A 22,001-nucleotide genomic window follows, 5' to 3' on the forward strand; every position below is an offset into this window, starting at 1 on the left:
CTCAGTGCGCGTCCGGCGGCGGCGCGTTCAGGGAAATGGGTTTGGAGAAGACGACCGCGAGCAGCGCGACGACGAAGCACAGCGACAGCGCGTAGTACGCATCGGCATAGGTGAGCGTGAGCGCCTCGCGATAGATCAGGTGATGCAGGTTCGCGAGCCCGGCTTGCGCGGTGTCCAGCGTGTTGCCGGCCACGGATGTCCAGTACGCGGCCTGCCGATCGAGCAGCGAGGCGATCTGCGGCTGGCCGGCGCTCACGTGCTCGTTCAGGCGCAGGTAATGAAAGTTCAGCCGGTCGTTGAGCATCGTCGCACTTACCGCGATGCCGATCGCCCCGCCGAGATTGCGCATCAGGTTGAACAGGCCGCTTGCCGATTTCAGGCGCGACTGCGGCAGCGAGCCGAGCGCCATCGTCACGATCGGCGGCACGCTGAACTGCTGGCCGATGCCGCGCAGCGCCTGCGGCAGCAGCAGTTCGCGCCAGCCCCAGTCGTGCGTGATCGGCGTGTACAAGTAACAGCCGAGCCCGAAACAGATCAGCCCGAACACAAGCAGCGAACGCAGGCTGAAAAAGCGCGCGGCGAACGCATATGCGCAGAGCGCAATCAGCTGGAACGCGCCGACCGACAGCAGCGCGATGCCGATCTGCAGCGAGCTGAACGCGCGCACCTGCGCCAGAAACAGCGGCGTGAGGAACACGGTCACGAAGATCCCGATGCCCGTCACGAACGACAGCAGGCTGCCGATCCCGAAGTTGCGCACGACGAGCGCGCGCAGGTCGACGATCGGGTCCTTCGCGGTCAGTGCATGCACGATGAACAGGAAACCGCAGATGCCGGAGATCCACGCGCAGATCACGATCGCGTCGTCGCCGAACCAGTTCTTGCGCGGGCCTTCCTCCAGCACGTATTCGAGGCAGCCGAGGAAACCGGACATCAGCACGATGCCGAGATAGTCGCCGCGCTTGATGAGGCTGAGGTCGGGTTCGTCGATGTGCACGTAGCGCGGCACGAGTGCGGCCACCGCGATGCCCGGCACGAGGTTCAGGTAGAACAGCCAGTGCCACGACCACTGGTCGGTGATCCAGCCGCCGATCACGGGGCCGATCGCCGGGGCGAGCGACGCGAGCGCGCCGATGGTCGTCGATGCGATCAGCCGCTGCTTGCCGGGGAACAGCACGAACGCGGTGGTGAACACGGTCGGGATCATCGCGGCGCCGAGCGCACCCTGCAGCCCGCGAAACAGGATCATCGAGTTGATGTCCCACGCGACGCCGCACAGCATGCTGGTGATCGTGAAGCCGACCGCCGATGCGGCGAACAGCCAGCGCGTCGACATCACTTTCGACAGCCAGCCCGACATCGGGATCACGATGATCTCGGCGATCAGGTAGGCGGTCTGCACCCACGACAGTTCGTCCTGGCTGGCGGACAGGCCGCCGCCGATGTCGCGCAGCGACGACGCGACGATCTGGATGTCGAGCGTCGCCATGAAGAAGCCGATGCACATCAGCGCGAACGCGAACACGCGCTGCTTCGTGGGTTGCGACGCCGGGTCGCCGGAAAACGCGGTGGTCATCGTCGTCTCCCGCTCAGTTCGCGTGGTCGGTATGCACGGTCACGACCGCGGAGAGCCCGGGGCGCAGCACGTGGTCGAGGCCCGGCTGCGGATCGAGGTGCACGCGCACGGGCACGCGCTGGACGATCTTCGTGAAGTTGCCGGTCGCGTTCTCGGGCGGCAGCACGCTGAAGGTCGCGCCGGTGGCGGGCGCGAGGCTGTCGACGCGGCCGTGCAGTGTCGTGTTCGACGCATCGAGCGACACGTCGACGCGATCGCCCGCATGCATCTTGCGCAGCTGGTCTTCCTTGAAGTTCGCGTCGATCCACAGCCCGGATGCCGGCACGACCGTCAGCAGCGGCACGCCGACGTTCGCGAGCATCCCGACGCGGCCCGTACGGTTGCCGACGTAGCCGTCGACCGGCGAGCGGATCGTCGTGTATTCGACGTTGAGCGCGGCGACGCGCTGCGCGGCAAGCGCGGTGTTCACGCGGGCCCGCGCATCGGCGAGCTGCGCACCGAGCACGTCGAGTTGCCGCTTCGACGCGAGCAGCGCGGCGTCGCTGCGGTCGACGGCGGCGCCGGCCTTCGAATAGTCAGCGTCCGCGCGTTCGACGATCTGGTTCGACACGGCATCGGATTTCACGAGCTCGCGGTAGCGCACGCGATCCGACGCGGCACGCGTCAGCTCGGCCGACGATGCGTTCTTCTCGGCCGCCTGCTGGCCGATCACCGCGAATTGCAGTTGCTGCTTCGCCTCGAGTTCGGTCACCGCGGAGCGCGCGCTGTCGACTTCGGCGCTGGCCTGCGCGAGCTTCGCGTCGTAGTCGCGCGCATCGAGCTGCACGAGTATGTCGCCGGCCTTCACGCGCTGGTTGTCGGTCACGAGGATCTTGTCGACGAAGCCGTTGACCTTCGGCGCGAGCACGGTCACGTCGCCGCCGACATACGCATCGTCGGTGCTTTCCTGAAAGCGCAGCACGAACAGCCAGTCGAGCGCGGCGGCGGCGACGACGATGACGACGGCACCCACCGCGATGCGCATCCACGGCACGCGACGCTGTTGCTTCGCGGGCTGGTCGAGTGTGGCTGCTTCGCGGGATGAGGCAGCGGCTTGGGTCGTATCCATCGATTCACCTATGTATATGCACTTATCAAGTCGATCGACGGCATGTCGTCGATCGGGGAAGGGGCTAGCGTTCCGGCAGGTTGTGCGTGATCCGGAACAATTCGTCTCTGAGGCGGGCCGCCTGCGCTGACCCGAACCGCTGCTCGAACGCTTCCTGCGCGGCGAGCCAGTGCACGTGCGCGTCGGCGATCTTCGTTTCGCCGTGCGCGGTCAGCGCGAACGTCTGGCGGCGGCATCGCGGCTCGATCCGGCCGGCCACCAGCGCCGCGCCGATGAGCGGCTTGAGCGCGCGCAGCAGCGCGGTGCGCTCGATCACCAGCACGGTCGACAGCGTCGCCATCGTCAAGCCGGGCCGGTCGCGCAGCAGCGCGAGAATGCTGTACTGCGACGGCGTCACGCCCGCCCGCGACAGATAACGCTCGTAGAACTGCGAGATCCGGCGGGCGGCTTGCCGGACCGCGAAGCAATCGTCATCGGTGAGCGTCATCTTGTGCATGTACACATGTTAGGAGGCAATGCGGCCTGAAGCGAGCGGCGGGGCGCGATCAGATTGTTGTCGCGGCTGTACCAATCGGCGTCAGGCTGCCGCCGGAACGATCCAGCCTTCGCGGTCGCAATAAGCGGCCGTGTAGTCGATGAACGTCTTGACCTTCGCGGGCAGCAGCGCGCGGTTCGCGTAGGCGAGCTTGATCTCGACGGACGCATCGACGAGATCGGCGTCGGCCAGCAACTGCACGAGCGCGCCCGATGCAAGCTGGGCATCGACGAGCGTCTTCGGCACGACGCCGATGCCGAAGTCGTGCATCACCATTTCACGGTTGAAGACGGGGCTGTTCGACGAGATGTCGAAGCGGAACGGCACGGTCAGCGTGTTGCCGTCGACGCGAAACGACAGCGCGGGCCGGCGCAGCGACGGCGACATCGGCACGAACGGATGGTCGGCGAGATCGGCCGGCGCGACCGGGCGCGAGTGGGCGCGCAGGTACGCGGGGGTCGCGACGATCACGAGCGGAATCCGCTCGATCAGCCGCACGACGGTCGATTCGTTCGTCAGCATGTACGGTACGACGATACCGATGTCGTAGCCTTCACCGACGAGATCGATGGGGCGCTCGGTCAGCGTCACGTCGAGGCGTACCTTCGGGTGCGCGGCCTTGAAGCCGGCGATCAGCGGCACCAGCCGGTTCAGCGTGGCCGTCGTGTGCGCGACGAGCCGCAGCAGGCCTTCGGGCTCGCGCGTCGGCGACTGCGCTTCCGCTTCGAGCGAGTCGAGTTCGTCGAGCACGGCCGCGCAGCGCTCGTAGATGCGCTCGGCCGTTTCGGTCAGCGACACCTGGCGTGTGGTCCGGTGCAGCAGCCGGCTGCCGAAGCGTGCCTCGAGATCCGCGACCGCGCGCGACACGACCGGTCGTGCGAGCCCGTGCATGTCGGCGGCGCGCGTGAAGCTGCGCATTTCCACCACCGACCGGAAAATCCGCAGCTTGTCGATGTAGTCCATGTCCGTCTCCTTGACGCGAGGGCCGGCCGCCGGCCTGGTTACGGCGGAGTGTACATTGACTTTATGCATATGCACATATAAATTGCGAAACATGAACGACACCTCGATTGCCCAGGCGTGCAACTGCCTCGCGCTGCGTCAGGCGGCGCGCTTTGTCACGCAACTGTACGAGCGCCATCTGGCCCCGGTTGGGGTCACGCCCGCCCAGTTCTCGATCATGGCGAACCTGACGCGCCAGCCCGGCCTGCTGATGAGCGAACTCGCCGATACGCTCGTGATGGACCGCACGACGCTGCTGCGCGCACTGAAGCCGCTGCAGCGCGACGGGTTCGTCGCGACGGCCGCGTCCGAGCACGACACGCGCGCGCATGCGCTGAGCCTCACGAAGCTGGGCGAGCGCACATTCGCTGAAGCGAAAGTCGCCTGGCAGGCCGCGCAGGACGAATTCGAGACGCAGTTCGGCCGCGATCGCGCGAAGGCGCTGCGCGACGAACTGTTCAGCGTGACCGCGGAACGCTAGGCGGCGGGCTGGCGGCAAACTGGAGCGGAATTCTAGCCATTGGTTGCTTCAGTGGCGCTCAATAGCGGAAATTGGTTTTTGAAAATGTCCGGATCGATGGCGATCTGGACAGTTTTTATTTCCAGTTGTAGAGTCCCCTGACGGATTTCACGGGCCGGCGCCGCCGGCACGCGTCAGAGGAGCGATCGATGCTGCAGTTGAGTGACCGCGACAGCGCCATGCTGCGCGGGGATTTCGGCGAGGGCGTCGCGCGCGCGATGCGGATCGTCGCGCGCACGGCGCACGTGATGTCCGCGCCGCACCTGATCGACATCACGTCCGCCCATATCGACGGCTGCCTTTACCACGGCCAGACCAGCCTCGACTTCGTCGAGTATTTCGTCGACACCGGCGCGAAGGTCGCGGTGCCGACCACGCTGAACGTCGGGTCGCTCGACCTGATCCATCCCGAGCTGTACCACGGCGACCGCACGATCCAGCGCGATGCGCAGCGCCTGATGGACGCGCATCTGCAACTCGGCTGCGAATCGAGTTTCACGTGCGCGCCCTATCAACTGAAGAACCGTCCCGCGAAAGGCGAGCAGATCGCCTGGGCCGAATCGAACGCGATCGTGTTCGCGAATTCGGTGCTCGGTGCGCGGACGAGCCGGTACGGCGATTTTCTCGACCTGGCTGCCGCGATCACCGGGCGTGCGCCGTATGCGGGGCTGCATGTCGAAGCGAATCGCGCCGCGCGGATCGTGTTCAACGCACCGGATTTCAGTCGCCTGCTGTCGCGCGACATCTATTTCGCCGCGCTCGGGCTGCTGATCGGCAGAATCGCGGGCGCGGTCGTGCCGGCGATCGTCGGGCTGCCGGCGGACACCACGGAAGATGAACTCAAGGCGCTTGGAGCGGCCGCCGCGTCGAGCGGGGCCGTTGCGCTGTTCCATGCGGTCGGCGTGACGCCCGAAGCACCCACGCTCGACGCCGCACTGCATGGACAAGCGGCGCAACGCACGATCGATGTCGCGATGGCCGATCTCGACGAGATTCGCCGCACGCTGAACCACGGCGCGGCCGGCGATGCGCTCGTCGCGGTGGCGCTCGGCACACCGCATTTCTCGCTGGCCGAATTTCGCACGCTTGATACCTTGCTCGATGCGTTCGACGGCCAGCCGGCCTGCGATTTCTACGTGAACACGAGCCGGTTCATCCTGTGGGAACTGGACGAGGCCGGCCTCGCGGAGAAATTCGCTGCACGCGGCATCCAGATCGTCGTCGATACCTGCACGTACATCACGCCGGTGATGAAGCAACTGTCGGGGCTCGTGATGACCAATTCGGGGAAATGGGCATCGTATGCGCCGGCGAACATCGGCGTGACGGTCGCGTACGGCAGCATGCGCGAATGCGTGCGTTCGGCGTACGAAGGAAAGGTGCGATTCGATGACTGACCCGACGGGGAAGATGATGACGGGCGACACGCTCGTGCCGGGCAGCGCATGCGCGCGCCCGTTCGTGCTCGACAAGCCGCTCAGCTTCTGGGGCGGCTACGACTCGGGCGCAGGAAAGATCGTCGATCGCGGCCATCCGCAGGCCGGCGCGAGCCTCGCGGGCAAGGTGATGGTGATGCCGCACGCGAAGGGCTCGAGTTCGAGCAGCAGCGTGCTCGCGGAAGCCGTGCGCAACGGCACCGGGCCGGTCGCGATCGTGCTGAAGGAGCGCGACCTGATCATCTCGATCGGCGCGATCGTGGCGGCCGAGCTGTATGCGATCGCGGTGCCGGTGGTGTGCGTGACCGACGACGTGTACGACGCGATTGCCGCCGCGACGGGGGAGGTGCGGATCGAAGCGGGAGAGGGGGATGGCGGCGCGCGGATTGACCTCGGCGACGCGGCGCATTCGGCCTGATCGATCCGAGTACGGCACGGCGAGCGCGTGCTCGCCGCACCCGAGCGTTACAACTGCGCGCCCTTCAGGCTCCGGTGCACCTCAAGCGCATTGCGTTCGACCCAGTTGTGCTGAAGCAGCCCGTCGTCGCGCACGTGCCAGACGGCCGTGCCCGTCATGTCGATGGGCGACCCGCACGGCGCCGATCCCATGAACCCGTTGTTCTTCCCCGTCACGCGCCAGCGGCTCGCGACGCGGTCGCCGGCTTCGTTCTGGAACGTTTCGACGACTTCGAACCGGAAGTCGTCGATGCTCGCGAGGAACGCCGCGACCCACGTCTTGAATGCCGCGCGCGAGCGGATGACCACGCCACCCGACGTGATCGCGAAATCCTCGGCGACGAGTGCGTCCACCGCGTCGGGGTTGCGCGCCTGCCAGACTTCCCGCCAGAAGTGCTCGACGATCTCGACCGAATTGCGTTTGCTCATCTTCCTGCTCCGTTGAAACAGCGTCATTGATCCGTTGCCTGCCGCGATTCACGATCGAGTCCGGCTGACAGGCTGTCATTGTGTGAACTTGCGAACAAGATGACAAACGAATAATCTTTCTTGGATCTAGAAGATTATCGAATGGATGGGGCACGATGCTGGATCTGGATTTGCTGCACGCGTTCGTCGCTGTGGCCGAGACGGGCAGTTTCACGGTGGCTGCCGATGTCGTCGGCCGTTCGCAATCGGCCGTCAGCCAGAAGGTGTTGCGGCTCGAGGAGACGCTGGGCGTGCGCGTGTTCGAGCGCACGAGCCGCTCGCTGAGGCTGACGCAGGAAGGCGAGCGCGTGCTCGCCGGCGGGCGGCGGTTGCTGGCGCAGTATGACGCGTTCATGCACGAATGGCGGGAGCCGCCGCAAGTCGAACGGTTGCGGCTCGGCGTCTCCGAAAATCTCGTGCACGCACAATTGCCGCACATCCTGGCGCGCTTCGGCGAGCGCTTCCCGGCCGTCCAGCTGGAACTCGTCACCGGATCGAGCCCGGAACTCGCCGGCGCGCATCGGGCCGGCCTGCTCGACGTGGTTTTCGCTCGACAGAAGCAGGAAGGCACGCCATTGCGCGGCCGCGTGATCTGGCGCGAGCCGCTGGTGTGGCTGGCCGCGAAAAACTACCGGAACGACCCGGGCCGCCCTGCGCGCCTCGTCATGATGCCGCCGCCTTGCGCCTATCGCGAAGTGATGACCGAAAGCCTGGATGCGGCACGCCGCGAATGGTCGGTGGGCTGCACGGCCAGCAATCTCGCCGGCGTGCAGGCCGCGGTGGCGGGTGGGTTGGGCGTCACCGCGCTGGGCAAGTCGTTCCTGCAGCCCGGCATGAAGATCCTGCCGACGTCCGCGCAATGGCCGGCGCTGCCCGCGTCCGAAGTCGCGGTGATCGGTGAGGGCCCGACCACGCAGCCCGTCGTCGAGCCGCTCGTCGGGATGTTCGTCGAAGTCCTGACGGCGCGTGCGTCGACGAGCCTGGATGCGACGACCGAATCGGACTAGCGTGCGCTGTCCGGCGTCTGTCCCGTCAACCCGGCAGCCGCTTCGCGATACGCACTCGGCGTCTGCCCGGCCCAGCGCCGGAACGCGCGCGTGAAATTCGCCGGGTCGGTGAATTGCAGCCGCTCGGCGATCGTCTTCAGGTCGAGATCCGACGCGGCGAGCAACTGCTTCGCGTCGCGAAACCGCGCTTCATCGAGCAATTGCCGATAGCTCGAACCGGCTTCCTCGAGCCGGCGCCGCAGCGTGCGTGTGGATACGAGCAGCGCGTCGGCGAGCGTCTCCGGTCCGGGGTAATCGCCAGCCCCGCGTGCCAGCTCCGCGCGCACGCGTTCGACCAGATCGCCTTCCTCCTGACGCACCTGCGCATACTCGCGCTCCACCTGCACGAGCGCCTGCCGGTGTGCGACTTCGTCGGCGAGCGGCAGCGGCCAGTCGAGCACGTCGCGCGCGATCCACAGCGCGTTGGCGGTGCAGCCGAATTCGACCGGCGGCAACTGATCGCGATAGCGCGCGAAATAGGGCGGCTCCGGCCACGCGAACTGCAGCCGGATCGGCGGTGCCGTGCGCCCGGCCCATTGCGAGATGTTCTGCGCGAGCCCCGTCAGCACGAATTCGAACATCACGTGATGCTGCAGCACGGGGCTGGCCTGCACGCCGTGCAGTTCGAGCGTCGCGCCGTGTTCGTCTTCTTCATAGGTCAGCCGATATTGACGATTGCGCATCCGGAAGTAGCGCTGCGTGACGGCGAGCGCTTCCCGGATGTCCCGCGCGGTCAGCGTCGCGTAGCCGAGGAAGCCGTGCACGGTCGGCTTCAGCAGCAGCCCGAACGCGAGCCCGATGCCCGGATCGCCGCCGATCTCGATCGCATTGAGCACGAGCCGCCCCCATTGCGACGGCGCGACGCGCGCGTCCGGTTCGGCCAATACCGCATCGCGCAGGCCCGTGCCGGCGCGCACGGCGGCCAGATCGACGCCGCGTGCGGCCAGCGCCTGCAGCAACAGCCGTGTATAGGCGACCGGAATCGTCGGCCGGCGCAGCCCGAGGCGGTCCTTGGCGAGAGCGGAAGTCATGTCGTCTTGGCCGGAAATGACAAGCATTATGGCTGTTTGCCCCCTCACGTTCAAGGCGGCGCGCGCCTACGATGTCACGCATCGCTTACTGGCACGAATCGGCACGCTCATCATGACCACGACCTTTCCCCACCTGCTGGCCCCGCTCGATCTCGGCTTCACGACGCTGAAGAACCGCGTGCTGATGGGCTCGATGCACACGGGCCTCGAGGACAGCCGCAAGACGCTGCCGCGGCTCGCCGAATATTTCGCCGAACGCGCCCGCGGCGGCGTCGGCCTGATCGTGACGGGCGGTTTCGCGCCGAACGTGGCCGGCTGGACCAAGCCGTTCGGCGGCACGCTGATGACGTCGGCCGCCGCGCGGCGGCATCGCGAGATCACGGAGGCCGTGCACGCGGAGGACGGCAAGATCGCGCTGCAGATCCTGCATACGGGACGCTACGGCTATCACCCGTTCGCGGTCGCGCCGTCGAAGATCAAGTCCCCGATCTCGCCGTTCGCGCCGCATGAACTGAGCGCAGGCGGCGTCGAGCGGCAGATTCGCGCGTTCGTTCGCTGCGCGAAACTCGCGCGTGAGGCCGGGTACGACGGCGTCGAGATCATGGGCTCCGAAGGCTACCTGATCAACCAGTTCATCTCGATGCATACGAACAAGCGGACCGACCAGTGGGGCGGTTCGTACGAGAACCGCATCCGGCTGCCGATCGAGATCATCGAGCGTACGCGCGAAGCGGTCGGCCGCGATTTCATCCTGATCTACCGGCTGTCGATGCTCGACCTGATTCCGGACGGCAGCGACTGGAGCGAAACCGTGCAGCTCGCGAAGGCCGTCGAGCGCGCGGGCGCGACCATCATCAACACGGGGATCGGCTGGCACGAGGCGCGGGTGCCGACGATCGCGACGTCGGTGCCGCGCGGCGCGTTCGCGTGGGTGACGAAGAAGATGAAGGGCGAGGTCGGCATTCCGCTCGTGACCACCAACCGGATCAACCGTCCCGAAGTGGCCGAGCAGATCCTCGCGGACGGCTGCGCGGACATGGTGTCGATGGCGCGCCCGTTGCTCGCGGATGCCGAGTTCGTGGTCAAGGCCGCGCAGGGCCGTGCCGACGAGATCAATACCTGCATCGGCTGCAACCAGGCGTGCCTCGATCACGCGTTCAAGAACCAGATCGCGTCGTGCCTGCTGAACCCGCGCGCGTGTCACGAGACGGAACTGAAATACACGCCCGCCGCGCAGCCGAAGCGCATCGCGGTGGTCGGCGCGGGGCCGGCCGGGCTCGCATGCTCGACCGTGCTCGCGCAGCGCGGCCATCAGGTCGATCTGTTCGACGGCGCGGCCGAGATCGGCGGCCAGTTCAACATGGCGAAGCGGATTCCGGGCAAGGAAGAGTTTCATGAAGCGCTGAGCTACTTCGGCCGCCAGGTCGAGCTGACCGGCGTGAACCTGCACCTGAACCGCCGCGTCGACGCGAGCGACCTGATCGCGGGCGGCTACGACGAGATCGTGCTCGCGACCGGCGTCGCGCCGCGCGACCCGAAGATCCCGGGGCAGGACGGGCCGAACGTGCTCAGCTACATCGACGTGCTCGCGGGCAAGCAGCCGGTCGGCCGGCGTGTCGCGGTGGTCGGGGCCGGCGGGATCGGCTTCGATGTCGCCGAGTATCTGGTGCAGGAGGGCGAATCGCCGGCGCTCGATCTGGAAGAGTGGAAGGCGGAGTGGGGTGTGACCGACCCGGCCGCGACGCGCGGTGGCGTAACGCGTGCACAGGTGACGGCGCCCGCGCGCGAAGTGACGCTGCTGCAGCGCAAGGCCGCGCCGCTCGGTAAGGGGCTCGGCAAGACGACCGGCTGGATTCACCGCGCGACGCTGAAGATGAAGCAGGTGAAGATGATCGGCGGCGTGAACTATGAACTGATCGATGCGCGCGGGCTGCACGTGTCATACGGCGAGCAGCGCACCGATCACGAACTGATCGAGGCCGACACGATCGTGCTCTGCACGGGGCAGGAGCCGCAGCGCGCGTTGCTCGCGCCGCTGCAGGCGGCCGGGCGCTCGGTGCACCTGATCGGCGGCGCGGAACTGGCCGCCGAACTCGACGCGAAGCGCGCGATCGATCAGGGCTCGCGGCTCGCCGCGCGGCTGTAACGGACGGTCGCTGCGACGGCCACCCGAGAAGGTACGCCGCGTGGCGATGATCCGCCTGCGCGGCCGTTCGTGGCTCACCGTCTGCTGCACCGATTCGCCGGCGCAGGACTGAAACGAGCCGCAACGCCGGCCGCGTCGCCACGTAACGTGGCGGCGCTACCCCGACAGACCGTGACGGCGATTGGCCATCACACGGCTCAGGCCGCTTCGGCCCGTTCTTCCTCTTCCGCTTCCAGCATCGCCTTGACGATCAGGTAGATGGCCGGCAGGTCGTCATCGTCGCGGCGCCAGTCGACCGGTTCCTCGACATCCGCGGCGACCAGGCGGCTGTCGCGCAGCCGGATGAACGCGTCGACGACGGCCGGGTCGTTGCGGCTCAGGAAGCCGGCATTCGAGAATGCCAGCTCTTCGACATTCAGCAGCGCCTGCCAGCTCATCGTGCGCACGGCCGCGGGATGGGTGCGGCGCCGGAGGCCGAGCGCCCGCTGCGCGGGGCCGCCCGCGACACGCTGCAGATCGACGACCGCCCGCTGCGCGGCGCGCTCGAAGTGGACGGGGTTGAAGCCGGGTTGCTCGGGATCGAATGCGGATGCCTGGAACATGGTCGCCTCACAAAAGTCCGTTCGTCTGTGAATGACGGAATTCGGGTCAAATGGTGCAAAAGCACTGTAAATATATACAGTGTTTGGCGCGGTTTCAAGCCCCGGATGAAGGATTTCGTGCGACGGCGATCGAAGCGGGCGGCCGCCCCGGGCACGCGACCGATCTACACCGCTGCCGCGATCGTCTCCCGCAACCACCGATGCGCCGGATCGCGATGCACGCGTTCGTGCCACAGCATCGACATTTCATAGCCGGGCACGTCGACGGGCGCTGCCACCACGCGCAGCGCGGGCACGTCGCGCACCAGCCGCTCGGGCACCATTGCGACGAGATCGGTGCTCGCCACGGCCGACAGCACGAACAGGAAATGCGGCACCGACAGCACGACGCGCCGCGTGGCGCCCATCTTCGCGAGCGCTTCGTCCGTCACGCCGAAGAAGCCGCCGCCGTCGGGCGACACGATCACGTGCTCGAGCGTGCCGAACTGCGCGAGCGTCGGGCGCCGCTTCAGCTTCGGGTGCCCGGCACGGCCGATGAGCACGTAACGCTCGGCGAACAGCGGCAAGCGCCGCATGCCGGGCGGCGACGCTTCGGTCATATGGAAGACGAGATCGATGCCGTTTCGTTCGGTGTCCTGCTCGATGCGCGGCGGTACCAGCTCGACCACGGCGAGGCGCGTGGCGGGCGCGGCCGAACGCAGCGTGTTCAGCGCGGGCAGCACGATCGTCGATTCGCCGTAGTCGGTCGCGGCCACGCGCCACGTGTTCGTCGCGGTCGCGGGATCGAACGGCGTGGCCGGAATGACCGCGCGCTCGACCGCTTCGAGCGCATCGCGCAACGGTTCGCGCAGCGCTTCCGCGCGCGCGGTCGGCCGCATTCCACGCGGCCCCGGCAGCAGCAGCGGATCGCCGAACACGTCGCGCAGCTTCTGCAATTGCACGCTCACCGACGGCTGCGACATGTTCAGTTTCTCGGCCGCGCGCGTGACGTTGTGCTCGGCGAGCAGCACGTCGAGCGTGACGAGCAGATTGAGATCGAGTCGTCTGAGATTGTTCATGGCTATACCTGGAATATCAGGAATTCATTTCAAATATACCGTTGGCGGCGGCATCCTGCAGTCATTCAATCAACGGAGTACCGAACATGAATGTGCTGATCGTCTATGCCCATCCCGAACCGCGTTCGCTGAACGGCGCATTGCGCGACTTCTCCGTCGCCCATCTCGAAGCGGCCGGCCACACGGTGCAGTTGACCGACCTGTATGCGATGAACTGGAAGGCGGCGTTCGACGCGGACGACGTGACCGATCGTGCGCCCGATGCGCGGTTCGATCCGTCGCTCGACTCGAAGCGCGCGTTCGCGGCGGGTACGCAAAGCGAAGACATCGCACGCGAGCAGGAGAAGCTGAAGTGGGCCGACGCGGTGATCCTGCAGTTCCCGCTGTGGTGGTTCTCGATGCCGGCGATCATGAAGGGCTGGTTCGAGCGCGTGTATGCATGCGGCTTCGCTTACGGCGTGGGCGAGCATTCCGATACGCACTGGGGCGATCGCTATGGCGAAGGTTCGCTTGCCGGCAAGCGCGCGATGGTGATCGTCACGGCAGGCGGGTGGGAGTCGCATTACAGCCCGCGCGGCATCAACGGGCCGATCGACGACGTGCTGTTCCCGATCCAGCACGGGATGCTGTATTACCCGGGCTTCGACGTGCTGCCGCCGTTCGTGATCTACCGGACGGGGAAGATGAACGACGCGCGCTTCGACGAAACGCGTGCGGCGCTCGGCAAGCGTCTGGATGAACTGTGGACCACGCAGCCGATTCCGTTCCGGCGGCAGAATGCGGGCGATTACGAGATTCCGGCGTTGACGCTGAAGGAAGAAATCGTGCCGGGGAAGGCGGGGTATGCGGTGCATCTGGCGCACGAGGGCTGATCGCGCGTGATCATGAGCGGGCGACGTACCGTTCGATGCGCAGGCGACCGGGCGGTTCAAAGTAAGTGCCGAAACGCACGAGCCCCGCGTTCTTCAGGTGGCAGGTCATCTCGAAGCTGACGAGGATGCCCGGATCGCGGTTATCGACGATTCCGACGTCGATCGCGCGAATGCGTGGCTCGTACTTCAGCAGCGTCGCCTCCATCTGCTGCTTGAGCAAATGCGACGACGCGGGCAGAGCCTTGTAGATGTTCGTCAGGTCAGGTAGGCCATAGTCGGGCAGGTGTTTCAGCGCGCCTGCCCGCGTGTTGAGAATGCGGCGCACGTTCTGCTGAACGCTCAGGCATTCGAGTGTGCGGTCGTCGTATGCGCCGATCGGTTCGCCGCCGATCTGGCCAAGCAGCATGTCGTAGAGGGACGGGCCGGCGGTCATCGATGGCTCCGTTGGCCTGCGCCTTCATTGATGGCCCGCGGTACGTCGGTGAAATCGATTGTCATCGTACCGTCGGGCGCTGCCGACAGCAGGATTTCACTCGGCGTGACCCCTTCAGCCATCCGGGCAAGCAGTTCGTGCGAGACAACCGGCAGCACGCGTTGATTGAGGAACGCGTCGACGCTGCGTGCGCCGGATTGCCGCGACACGCAGCGTTGCGCGATCGATTCGATCAGGTCGTCGGCGTACGTCAGTGTCACGGCATGTTGCCGATGGAGGCGCCGGGCAATCTTGCCCAGCTTGATGCGCACGATCGACGCGAGCGCGGCGGCGTCGAGCGGCCGGTAGACGAGCGTCTGGAAGCGTGCGAGCAGCGCCGGCTGGAAGTGCGCGACCAGTTGCGAGTGAATGGCCTCTCGCAGGCCTGCCTGCGTAATCGACGCGCCGTCGGCTGTCGCGTCGTCGATTTCCACACTGCCGAGATTGGACGTCATCACGATCACGCAGTTGCGGAAATCGATCTCGCGCCCTTCGCCGTCGCGCATCGTGCCCCGGTCGAACAACTGATAGAAGATGTCGAGTACGTCGCGATGCGCTTTTTCGACCTCGTCCAGCAGCACGACGCTGTACGGGCGCTGGCGCACTGCTTCGGTCAGCACGCCGCCGCGTCCATAGCCGACGTAACCGGGCGGCGAGCCCTTGAGTTGCGACACCGTGTGCGCTTCCTGGTACTCGGACAGGTTGATGGTCGTCAGCGCGGCCTCGCCGCCGAACAGCAGATCGGCGAGCGCCAGCGCGGTCTCGGTCTTGCCGACGCCGGACGGCCCTGCCAGCAGGAACACGCCGAGTGGCGCACGTTCGCTTTTCAGGCCTGCCTTGGCCGTGCGCAGGCTCTCGGCCAACGCGCCGATCGCATCATCCTGTCCGACCACGCGTGCGGCGAGCGCCGCTTCGAGCGCGAGCAGGCTGCGCAATTCGTCCTCGACGAGATTGCCGACCGGCACGCCCGTCCATTCAGCGACGACTCGCGCGATGGATTGCGCATCGACGTCGGCAGAGATCATGGGTGCTTTGCCCTGAGCGGTCCATAACGCGTCGAGCGCGTTGGAAACGGCTGCCGGGTCGGGCGCCTGATCGGTTGCGCCACGGAGGGCGCGCAAGTTGCCGACAAGTTCTTGTTCCCGCGCGTACTGGCCGAGCAGCGCATCGGCGGTGTCGCGCATGTCTTCGTGTTCCCTGTCGATCGCGGCGCGCCGCTCGGCGATGTCGACGATCCCGGCGCTGGCGTCCGCATCGAGTGCGGCGCGCTCCAGTTCGAGCGCCTCCAGTGTGGCGCGCGCCTGCTGCAGTTCCGCAGGCGGTACGTCGAGCGCCATCCTCACGCGTGCGGCGGCCGTATCGATCAGGTCGACGGCTTTGTCCGGCAGCTGCCGGGCTGGAATGTAGCGGCGCGACAGCCGCACGGCCGCGACGATCGCTTCGTCGCGGATGTGGACGTCGTGATGCTTCGCGTAGCGGCTCGCAAGCCCGCGCAGCATCAGGCAGGCAGCTTCGTCGTCGGGTTCGTCGACCTTGATGACCTGGAAGCGCCGCTCGAGCGCGGCATCGCGTTCGAAGTATTCCTTGTATTCGGCCCACGTGGTGGCCGCGATCGTGCGCAACTCGCCGCGCGCGAGCGCCGGCTTCAGCAGGTTGGCCGCATCGGCGCCGCCCGCCGCGTTGCCCGCGCCGATCAGCGTATGCGCTTCGTCGATGAACAGCAGGATGGGCGTCGTCGAAGCGCGTACCTCGTCGATCACGTTCTTCAGTCGTTGCTCGAATTCGCCCTTCACGCCGGCCCCGGCCTGCAGCAAGCCGAGATCGAGCGTCAGGATGCGCGTGCCACGGATCGTGTCAGGCACACTGCCGCCGACCACGCGCAAGGCGAGCCCTTCGACGAGCGCGGTCTTGCCGACGCCCGGCTCGCCGACCAGAATCGGATTGTTCTTGCGGCGGCGCGCGAGCACGTCGATCATCTGCCGGATCTCGCGGTCGCGTCCGAAGACGGGGTCGATCTCGCCACGACGCGCCTTTTCGGTCAGATCGAGTGCGAAGCGGGCGAGCGCGTCATGCTCGCGCGCGCGCGCGGGCGGGTGTGGTGCGGCGGGGGCCGACGTCGTCGTTCCTTCGGTGGGCAACCTGTCGACCGGGTCGGTTTCGTGTGTCGATACGGGTTCGTCCACTGCGTTTTCGCAGGACCGTCGTCCGAGCCGGGGCAGCACGCGCCGGATCTGCACGCTGGAGATCGACAGCAGTGGCCACGCCCGCTGGGTGCGCAGCACGTATGGCGCATCGACGATGGCCTGCAGCAGATGCCCGGAGCGAATCGTGGCGCCGGGATCGTCGGCCATTGCATGCGCCCACGCATCCTCGATCACGGTGGCGAGCTGTCGCGACAGCGACGGCATGCCGCGCAACGTGCGTGGCATGCGGTCGATCACATCGATCATGGCATCCCAGACGGCATCGATATCGAGGTCGTAGTGTCGCAGAAGGGCGGGGATGTCGCCGTCGTCCGCTTCGATCAGCTTCAGCACCCAGTGCTCGACCGCGATTTCGTCGGCGAGCCGGGTCTGGCAAAGACTCGCGGCGGCCTCGAGCGCGCGTGTGCAGTGGGGATTGAGGCGACGAATGAGATGGGAGGCGTCCCGGAGAGGCGGCGTCATGTCGGTAGCGGATCAGGAAGGGAAGCGGGCGGGCGCCCAAAGCGGCGGAATCCTGTCGCGCACGCGCGCCGGATTCCGCCAGCCGGTCAGCACATCAGGAACGTTCGTTCCAGGTGTCCTTGTGGATGATGTTGCCGTCCTTGTACGCCCACGTGATCGTCTCGTAACGCAGTTCCACGTCTTCGAGATGGTTGTGCTTCTCGTAGTCGGGGTTCTTGATGTCGAGCATCTTCGGCTTCACCGCGACGATCTTCACGTTGTCGAGCTTCGTGTTGAAGTATTCCTTCTCCTTGCCCGCGTCGTCGATCCGGTACCACTTGATTTCGACCGACTTCAGCGTCTGGCCGCTCGTCACAGCCTTGTACAGGTACGGCGTCGATGCGTCCGTCTCCTTCGTCAGCGTGATCGGCTTATGCACGCGCGTGCCGGTCAGCTTGCCCGTATTGCCGTCAGTCGGAATGTGCACACCGTGATCGAATGCAACCAGTTCGACGCTACCCTCGCGATCCTGGACGGTCACCGAACCCTTGATGTCCGCACCGCCGTCGTCCTTGAGCCACATGTAGGCCGGAATTGCCATTTGTTCACTCCTTCTTCTTCGTACTACGAATCGCCGGAATCGGATTCCGGCGTTGACAAACCCGAGGCGACCGCCTCGGGAACCCAAACGCGTATTACTTCGCGGCACCGGTCGGGACGGCAGGCACCGGCGTATCGGGAACGAGCGTGATCTCGACCCGACGATTCTTTGCTCGCCCCTCCGGTGTGGCGTTATCCGCGACCGGTCGCGTATCGCCATAGCCCTGGATCGCGAACTGTGTCGGTGGGATGCCGGATGCCTCGACGAGCCAGTCGCGCACGGCCGACGCACGATCGATCGACAGCTTCAGATTGCGATCGGGCCGGCCCTGATCGTCCGCATAGCCGGCGACGAGCACGCGCTTGCCGGGATGCGCCTTGATCAGTGCGAGCGCATCGACCATCGCGCGCGTGGTGCCCGTCTTGAGCTGCGCTTTGCCACTGTCGAACAGCGACATGCTGTCCAGCGTGACGACGGCGGGCGGCGGTAGGGGCGGTTCATACGAGGCGATGGCTTCGTTGAGGACCGGCAGCAGCGGTGTACCGTGATAAGTGCCGAACGACAGCCGGAGCGGAACGCCGACACGCGCGTACCGGTCGAGCTGATCGCGATCCGACGCAAGGACTCGGAGCGCGTCGCGTTTTGCCGCGTCCTGCGTGGCAGGGATACCGTTGTAGCGTTCGAGGTGCTCGCCGATGCGAGCCATCAACGCCTCGTTGTTCTTCCCGGCGCCGCAGATGGCGGCGATCGCAGCACAGGCAACGATCGCAATGACGTGCGCGACGGCGGTGATGCGCGGCGATCGCCACGACCGGCGTGGCGTCGCGTCGATCAGCGGCTGCGGCAAGGGCCAGGGCAGCGGCGACGCAGGCAGGGCAGCGGGAGCGATACCCGTCAGGCTGCGTACTTCACGTTCCCACGGTTTGCCGGGGCCCGTTGCCGGGCCATGGTCGATCCAGCCGGCGCCGAACAGCGGCCAGGGCGAGGCGGGCTGGCGTCGATCCGTCAGCGGGTCGAACACGACACGGCGGCTCCACCCGATCATCGAGGCGATTCCGGCGGCGCGGGCCGCGACCGCCTGGCTTCCGTCGGCATGGAACGCATCCGACTCGGCCGCGTCGATTGCGGCGTCGAAGCAGTGCAGATCGACGATTGCCGATCCCGTCGACATGCCATACCACTGGGCCGCCGATTCACCGGCCGCCGGCATCGTCGCGGCATCCGCGTTCGAGAGTCGCTGATAGAGGGCGACGTAGCCCGGCAGCGACGTGCCGAGCATGCGTGACGCATCCGCAACGGCCTGACGGATCACGCGCAGCGACTGCGACAGCGTATCGTCGTTCGCATGAAGGCCCGGCGCGACCGACAGCACGACGCAATCCGGCGCATGGCCGTCCCGCCACTGGCGAACCGCGACGGCGAGCCGGGGGAGATCCTGGGGCCGATCTGCGCGTAACCAGATTGCACCGTCGCCGACATGGACGAAGCGCGAGCTTGCCGCATCGCGATCGAACAAGGCCGGCAGGCCGTCACCGGTGACGAGGGCGAGCGGCATTCTCGTGCGCAGAGCGACGGGCAGGTCGGCGGTCGCTGCGCCGAGCTGCGCGATCACGTGTACGTTCCGTTCGCGAGCCCGCGTCAATCTGCGCGAATGCCGCCAGAGGATCAGCACGGAGAGTAAGACGTCGATTGACACCCATCCCCACATGACGCCGCGATCGACGGGCAACACCCAACCGATGACGGCCAGCGCCAGTGCCGCGGACAGCGTCACGACCGTGCGTAGCGGATAGCCCAGGCCCGACAGGGCCGCGCGTGCCGCATCGGAATCGGCGTGGGTGGCGGCAGGTGGGAGCGTGGTGTCCGAAGTCACGGCCGTTTCACTTTCTGAACGAGTTGTGCCAGTTCCGCATCGAGGATGCGATCCCACGCTAACCAGACGAGTATCGCGATCACGCAGGCCGTTCCCGCGATCGCCCATGGCGACAGGCTTCTGAGACGGTCGATCAGACGCGTGTTCGAGCGATCGGTGACGAAGCCCGGCCGCGTGGCCGGCCGCAACTGATCTATCTGCGCCACCAGTGCGGCGATCAGTGCCTGACGTTTCGCTTCGCCGTCGTGCGCGTCTGTCGACGCGCCCGAGCGGGCGGCGTAGCGGCCGCGGAATCCCAGGCCGAGAACGGCCGCGTAGCATTCGAGCAAGTCGACGTTCGGTGCGGGTTCGCGCATCCGGAACTCGAGCCGTTCGTAAATGCGCGTGCCGGCGTCGTGCGTGCCGAATCGGTCGACCTGCAACGGTCGGGACTCCCAGTCCCCCTTGCTGGCGGCCGGCAGATACCGCAGGGCGGCTTCGTCGATCAGCCCGCACTGGGCGATGACGGCATCGTCCCGGACGTCAGCGGCAATCCCTTGCGCATCGAGCGCTGTCGAGAACTGGGCGACGAGCCGGAGGCATTGCCGACGCAGGTTCTCATGGTTGTCGACCTGACCGCCGTTCGACAGGTGAGAGACGAGCAGCGCCGTATCGCGCAGCAGCGCACGTATCGGCGCTCGAGGCGAGTGACCGGACGACGGCTCCCGGGCGAGCAGCGCGGATTCGTGACGCGTGGAGACGATGGTATTCATCAGCGCAGCACCGCATAGAGTTCGATCGACGCGTCGGGAACCGACGCCGGCAGATAGATCTGGCAGGCACGCGCGGCGAGCATCCTCGCATGCGCGGCGTCGTGCGCATCGAGCGCGAAATAGTGGTTGTCCAGCCGGACCGGAATGGCGCCGGGCACCCGCTGCACAGCCTTGAGCGGAATTCCCGCCACGGCGGAATTGACGATGTGTTGGACGTCGTCCGGTGCGCCGATCTTGCACAGGCGCGGGAACTGCTCGACGAGCTCGAATGCCGGCAGTGCGGCGTTGACGGACAGATACCAATCAGCCGCGCCCTCGACGATGCGCTCGTCGAGGAACTGTCCGACCCAGGTGGTCGGCGTCGTATGCGAAAGCCCGATCGAGACGACACGCGAAGGGATGATCGCGTCGAGCAGATCGCGAATCAGCGATTCGAGCGTTGTGAACACGTCATGGGCGCTCGCATGATCGTAGGGGGGAATATCAGTCAGCGAGACACGCGTCGAGAACGTGGTCAGCGAGCCGGCCAATTGGGTGAGTACCTGGTACAGGCGATCGGTCGGCTGCCCCGGGTGCGACGCGAGGAAGCGCAATTGCGGCCACGCCTGATGAATGCAGTTCAGGAGCCAGAAGAGCTGGACGTCGGCGACGCCGTATTCGGCCACCTGCTCGATGCGCTCGCTGCGGCGCGCACCGAGGATCGCGCTTTTGGCGGCGAGGATATCGGCGATCCGTTGGACGCGCTCGATATGCAGCGCGTGACCGGATAACGTCAGGCAAGGCGGGACATATCGGCGATCGACTTGGAACTGCCCGCTCGTCGTCCGTATCAGTCGTGCGATCGCGCATGCCGTGTCGTCCGCGTGCGACTCGAAGCCGAACAGCAACCGGACGGCGTGGCGCTCGGCGGCGATTTCGGTTTCGCTTGCGCCGTTCAGGTCTGTCACCTTGACGAATTCGCGATACGCGCGCCGCGGGCGGGCCAGCGCCGTTTCGTCGAAGCGGCAGTTGTTGCCGTTCGCATCGGGCAGCGCGAGCGCGGCCAGCACGTCGATGGTCTGGGCATCGACAGGAATTTCGCTGGTCAGGTCGCGCGCGGGCGGCAACGCATCGGCGACGGTCGTGTCGATCGGCGTGCCGTCGGGGAAGCGCAATTGCAGCCGGGTGAGCTTCAGGCGACCGGCGGCAAGAGCCTCTTCGTCGACGTCGACGTTCAGCGTCCCCCACGGCTCAACGGCAATCGCCGAAGCCAGTTGTTGCAGCGCGAACCCGTTCCAGCGTTCCTGCTGCTGGAAATGCTGCTGCGTAAGAATCAGCCCTTCATGCCAGAGCGGTTTGTCGATCCGCATGGTGTGGTTGTAATGATCCAGGAATTATGAGGCGCCGATTCTATACATCGTTTTGCGATTTCGTATACCCCGGTCTATTAGAATTTGTTGGAAATAGTTTCGGTTAATTTGAGATAAATGGGAGTTTATTGTGAGATTGATGGGGTGGGTTTGGTTTTTATGTGTCGAATCATGATGTGCATTTGTTTTATTAAGATTCGTCTTGGTTTTTTGTGTGCAATTTATTGTATAAAAATCATTGACATAGGAAAAATTTAAGGATTAGTTGGATATCGTTTGTGGGTGGCGTCAAGGCGTCGTGGTGTGCGTTGATAGATCGCATGGGAATAGGACAAGTCTTATGTTCGAAAAATTGTCGTGTCGTTAATTTCCGATTTTTTGTGTTTCGGGTTTACTCGTTGATAAAGGCCGTGATATTTTCTGCCGCCTGAGTCGGATATCGGGCCGCGAATA

At 66.0% G+C, this 22,001-nt stretch carries 20 protein-coding genes; 6 read left to right on the top strand and 14 right to left on the bottom strand.

What is annotated here, in order from left to right; genetic code table 11:
* Position 1: 1 nt before the first annotated feature.
* The 4 genes from LGM89_RS08060 to LGM89_RS08075 all read right to left on the bottom strand — a co-directional run bounded on the left by LGM89_RS08060 (position 2) and on the right by LGM89_RS08075 (position 4,182).
* Positions 2-1,576, bottom strand: coding sequence for a DHA2 family efflux MFS transporter permease subunit (locus LGM89_RS08060; RefSeq protein WP_226272797.1), 1,575 nt, complete (start codon positions 1,574-1,576; stop codon positions 2-4).
* Between the two features lie 13 nt (positions 1,577-1,589).
* Positions 1,590-2,684 carry an HlyD family secretion protein gene (locus LGM89_RS08065; RefSeq protein ID WP_226272798.1) on the bottom strand — a complete coding sequence of 365 codons (1,095 nt, stop codon included), beginning with the start codon at positions 2,682-2,684 and terminating at the stop codon, positions 1,590-1,592.
* Positions 2,685-2,748: 64 nt separating this feature from the next.
* Positions 2,749-3,180 (bottom strand): MarR family winged helix-turn-helix transcriptional regulator, encoded by a 432-nt coding sequence (locus LGM89_RS08070; protein ID WP_089428111.1) that lies wholly within the window; start codon positions 3,178-3,180, stop codon positions 2,749-2,751.
* Positions 3,181-3,261: 81 nt separating this feature from the next.
* Positions 3,262-4,182, bottom strand: coding sequence for a LysR family transcriptional regulator (locus LGM89_RS08075; protein ID WP_089462995.1), 921 nt, complete (start codon positions 4,180-4,182; stop codon positions 3,262-3,264).
* 91 nt (positions 4,183-4,273) lie between these two features.
* On the opposite strand from LGM89_RS08075, the gene LGM89_RS08080 reads away from it, so the two are divergent.
* The 3 genes from LGM89_RS08080 to LGM89_RS08090 all read left to right on the top strand — a co-directional run bounded on the left by LGM89_RS08080 (position 4,274) and on the right by LGM89_RS08090 (position 6,595).
* Positions 4,274-4,702, top strand: coding sequence for a MarR family winged helix-turn-helix transcriptional regulator (locus LGM89_RS08080; RefSeq protein WP_089428109.1), 429 nt, complete (start codon positions 4,274-4,276; stop codon positions 4,700-4,702).
* Between the two features lie 188 nt (positions 4,703-4,890).
* Entirely contained in the window at positions 4,891-6,138 is a 1,248-nt protein-coding gene (locus LGM89_RS08085; protein ID WP_226272799.1) for an aconitase X, read from the top strand.
* Positions 6,131-6,595 (top strand): aconitase X swivel domain-containing protein, encoded by a 465-nt coding sequence (locus LGM89_RS08090; RefSeq protein ID WP_226272800.1) that lies wholly within the window; start codon positions 6,131-6,133, stop codon positions 6,593-6,595. Before LGM89_RS08085 ends, LGM89_RS08090 begins: the two co-directional genes overlap by 8 nt.
* A gap of 47 nt (positions 6,596-6,642) precedes the next feature.
* Here LGM89_RS08090 and LGM89_RS08095 read toward each other — a convergent pair whose 3' ends face one another.
* Entirely contained in the window at positions 6,643-7,062 is a 420-nt protein-coding gene (locus tag LGM89_RS08095; protein ID WP_226272801.1) for an ester cyclase, read from the bottom strand.
* Between the two features lie 155 nt (positions 7,063-7,217).
* Between LGM89_RS08095 and LGM89_RS08100 the strand changes: the two genes are divergently transcribed.
* Positions 7,218-8,108 carry a LysR family transcriptional regulator gene (locus LGM89_RS08100; RefSeq protein ID WP_226272802.1) on the top strand — a complete coding sequence of 297 codons (891 nt, stop codon included), beginning with the start codon at positions 7,218-7,220 and terminating at the stop codon, positions 8,106-8,108.
* Here LGM89_RS08100 and LGM89_RS08105 read toward each other — a convergent pair.
* Positions 8,105-9,205 (bottom strand): AraC family transcriptional regulator, encoded by a 1,101-nt coding sequence (locus LGM89_RS08105; RefSeq protein ID WP_226272803.1) that lies wholly within the window; start codon positions 9,203-9,205, stop codon positions 8,105-8,107. The two genes, LGM89_RS08100 and LGM89_RS08105, sit on opposite strands and share 4 nt — an antisense overlap.
* An 85-nt stretch (positions 9,206-9,290) precedes the next feature.
* Between LGM89_RS08105 and LGM89_RS08110 the strand changes: the two genes are divergently transcribed.
* Positions 9,291-11,324, top strand: a complete 2,034-nt coding sequence (locus LGM89_RS08110; RefSeq protein ID WP_226205797.1) for an NADPH-dependent 2,4-dienoyl-CoA reductase — start codon at positions 9,291-9,293, stop codon at positions 11,322-11,324.
* A gap of 197 nt (positions 11,325-11,521) precedes the next feature.
* Here the strand turns inward: LGM89_RS08110 and LGM89_RS08115 are convergent, their stop codons facing one another.
* Entirely contained in the window at positions 11,522-11,926 is a 405-nt protein-coding gene (locus tag LGM89_RS08115) for a DUF2471 family protein (protein ID WP_039344831.1), read from the bottom strand.
* 164 nt (positions 11,927-12,090) lie between these two features.
* Complete coding sequence (locus LGM89_RS08120; protein ID WP_226272804.1) at positions 12,091-12,984, bottom strand: LysR family transcriptional regulator; 894 nt, start codon at positions 12,982-12,984, stop codon at positions 12,091-12,093.
* An 86-nt stretch (positions 12,985-13,070) separates the two neighbouring features.
* Here LGM89_RS08120 and LGM89_RS08125 point away from each other — a divergent pair, with 86 nt between their 5' ends.
* Entirely contained in the window at positions 13,071-13,856 is a 786-nt protein-coding gene (locus LGM89_RS08125; RefSeq protein WP_226272805.1) for an NAD(P)H-dependent oxidoreductase, read from the top strand.
* Positions 13,857-13,866: 10 nt separating this feature from the next.
* Here the strand turns inward: LGM89_RS08125 and tssE are convergent, their stop codons facing one another.
* The 6 genes from tssE to tssK all read right to left on the bottom strand — a co-directional run bounded on the left by tssE (position 13,867) and on the right by tssK (position 21,548).
* Positions 13,867-14,289, bottom strand: coding sequence for a type VI secretion system baseplate subunit TssE (gene tssE / locus LGM89_RS08130; protein WP_089497487.1), 423 nt, complete (start codon positions 14,287-14,289; stop codon positions 13,867-13,869).
* Entirely contained in the window at positions 14,286-16,994 is a 2,709-nt protein-coding gene (gene tssH / locus LGM89_RS08135) for a type VI secretion system ATPase TssH (RefSeq protein WP_226272806.1), read from the bottom strand. The genes tssE and tssH overlap by 4 nt, the downstream gene beginning before the upstream one ends.
* Positions 16,995-17,088: 94 nt before the next feature.
* Positions 17,089-17,574, bottom strand: a complete 486-nt coding sequence (locus tag LGM89_RS08140) for an Hcp family type VI secretion system effector (protein WP_089497485.1) — start codon at positions 17,572-17,574, stop codon at positions 17,089-17,091.
* Between the two features lie 94 nt (positions 17,575-17,668).
* Entirely contained in the window at positions 17,669-19,447 is a 1,779-nt protein-coding gene (locus LGM89_RS08145; RefSeq protein ID WP_226272807.1) for an OmpA family protein, read from the bottom strand.
* Positions 19,444-20,199 carry a DotU family type IV/VI secretion system protein gene (locus tag LGM89_RS08150; RefSeq protein ID WP_226272808.1) on the bottom strand — a complete coding sequence of 252 codons (756 nt, stop codon included), beginning with the start codon at positions 20,197-20,199 and terminating at the stop codon, positions 19,444-19,446. The genes LGM89_RS08145 and LGM89_RS08150 overlap by 4 nt, the downstream gene beginning before the upstream one ends.
* Positions 20,199-21,548 carry a type VI secretion system baseplate subunit TssK gene (gene tssK / locus LGM89_RS08155; RefSeq protein ID WP_226272809.1) on the bottom strand — a complete coding sequence of 450 codons (1,350 nt, stop codon included), beginning with the start codon at positions 21,546-21,548 and terminating at the stop codon, positions 20,199-20,201. Before tssK ends, LGM89_RS08150 begins: the two co-directional genes overlap by 1 nt.
* Positions 21,549-22,001: the final 453 nt, after the last annotated feature.

The organism is Burkholderia sp. AU31624, assembly GCF_020420065.1.
Classification (GTDB): domain Bacteria; phylum Pseudomonadota; class Gammaproteobacteria; order Burkholderiales; family Burkholderiaceae; genus Burkholderia.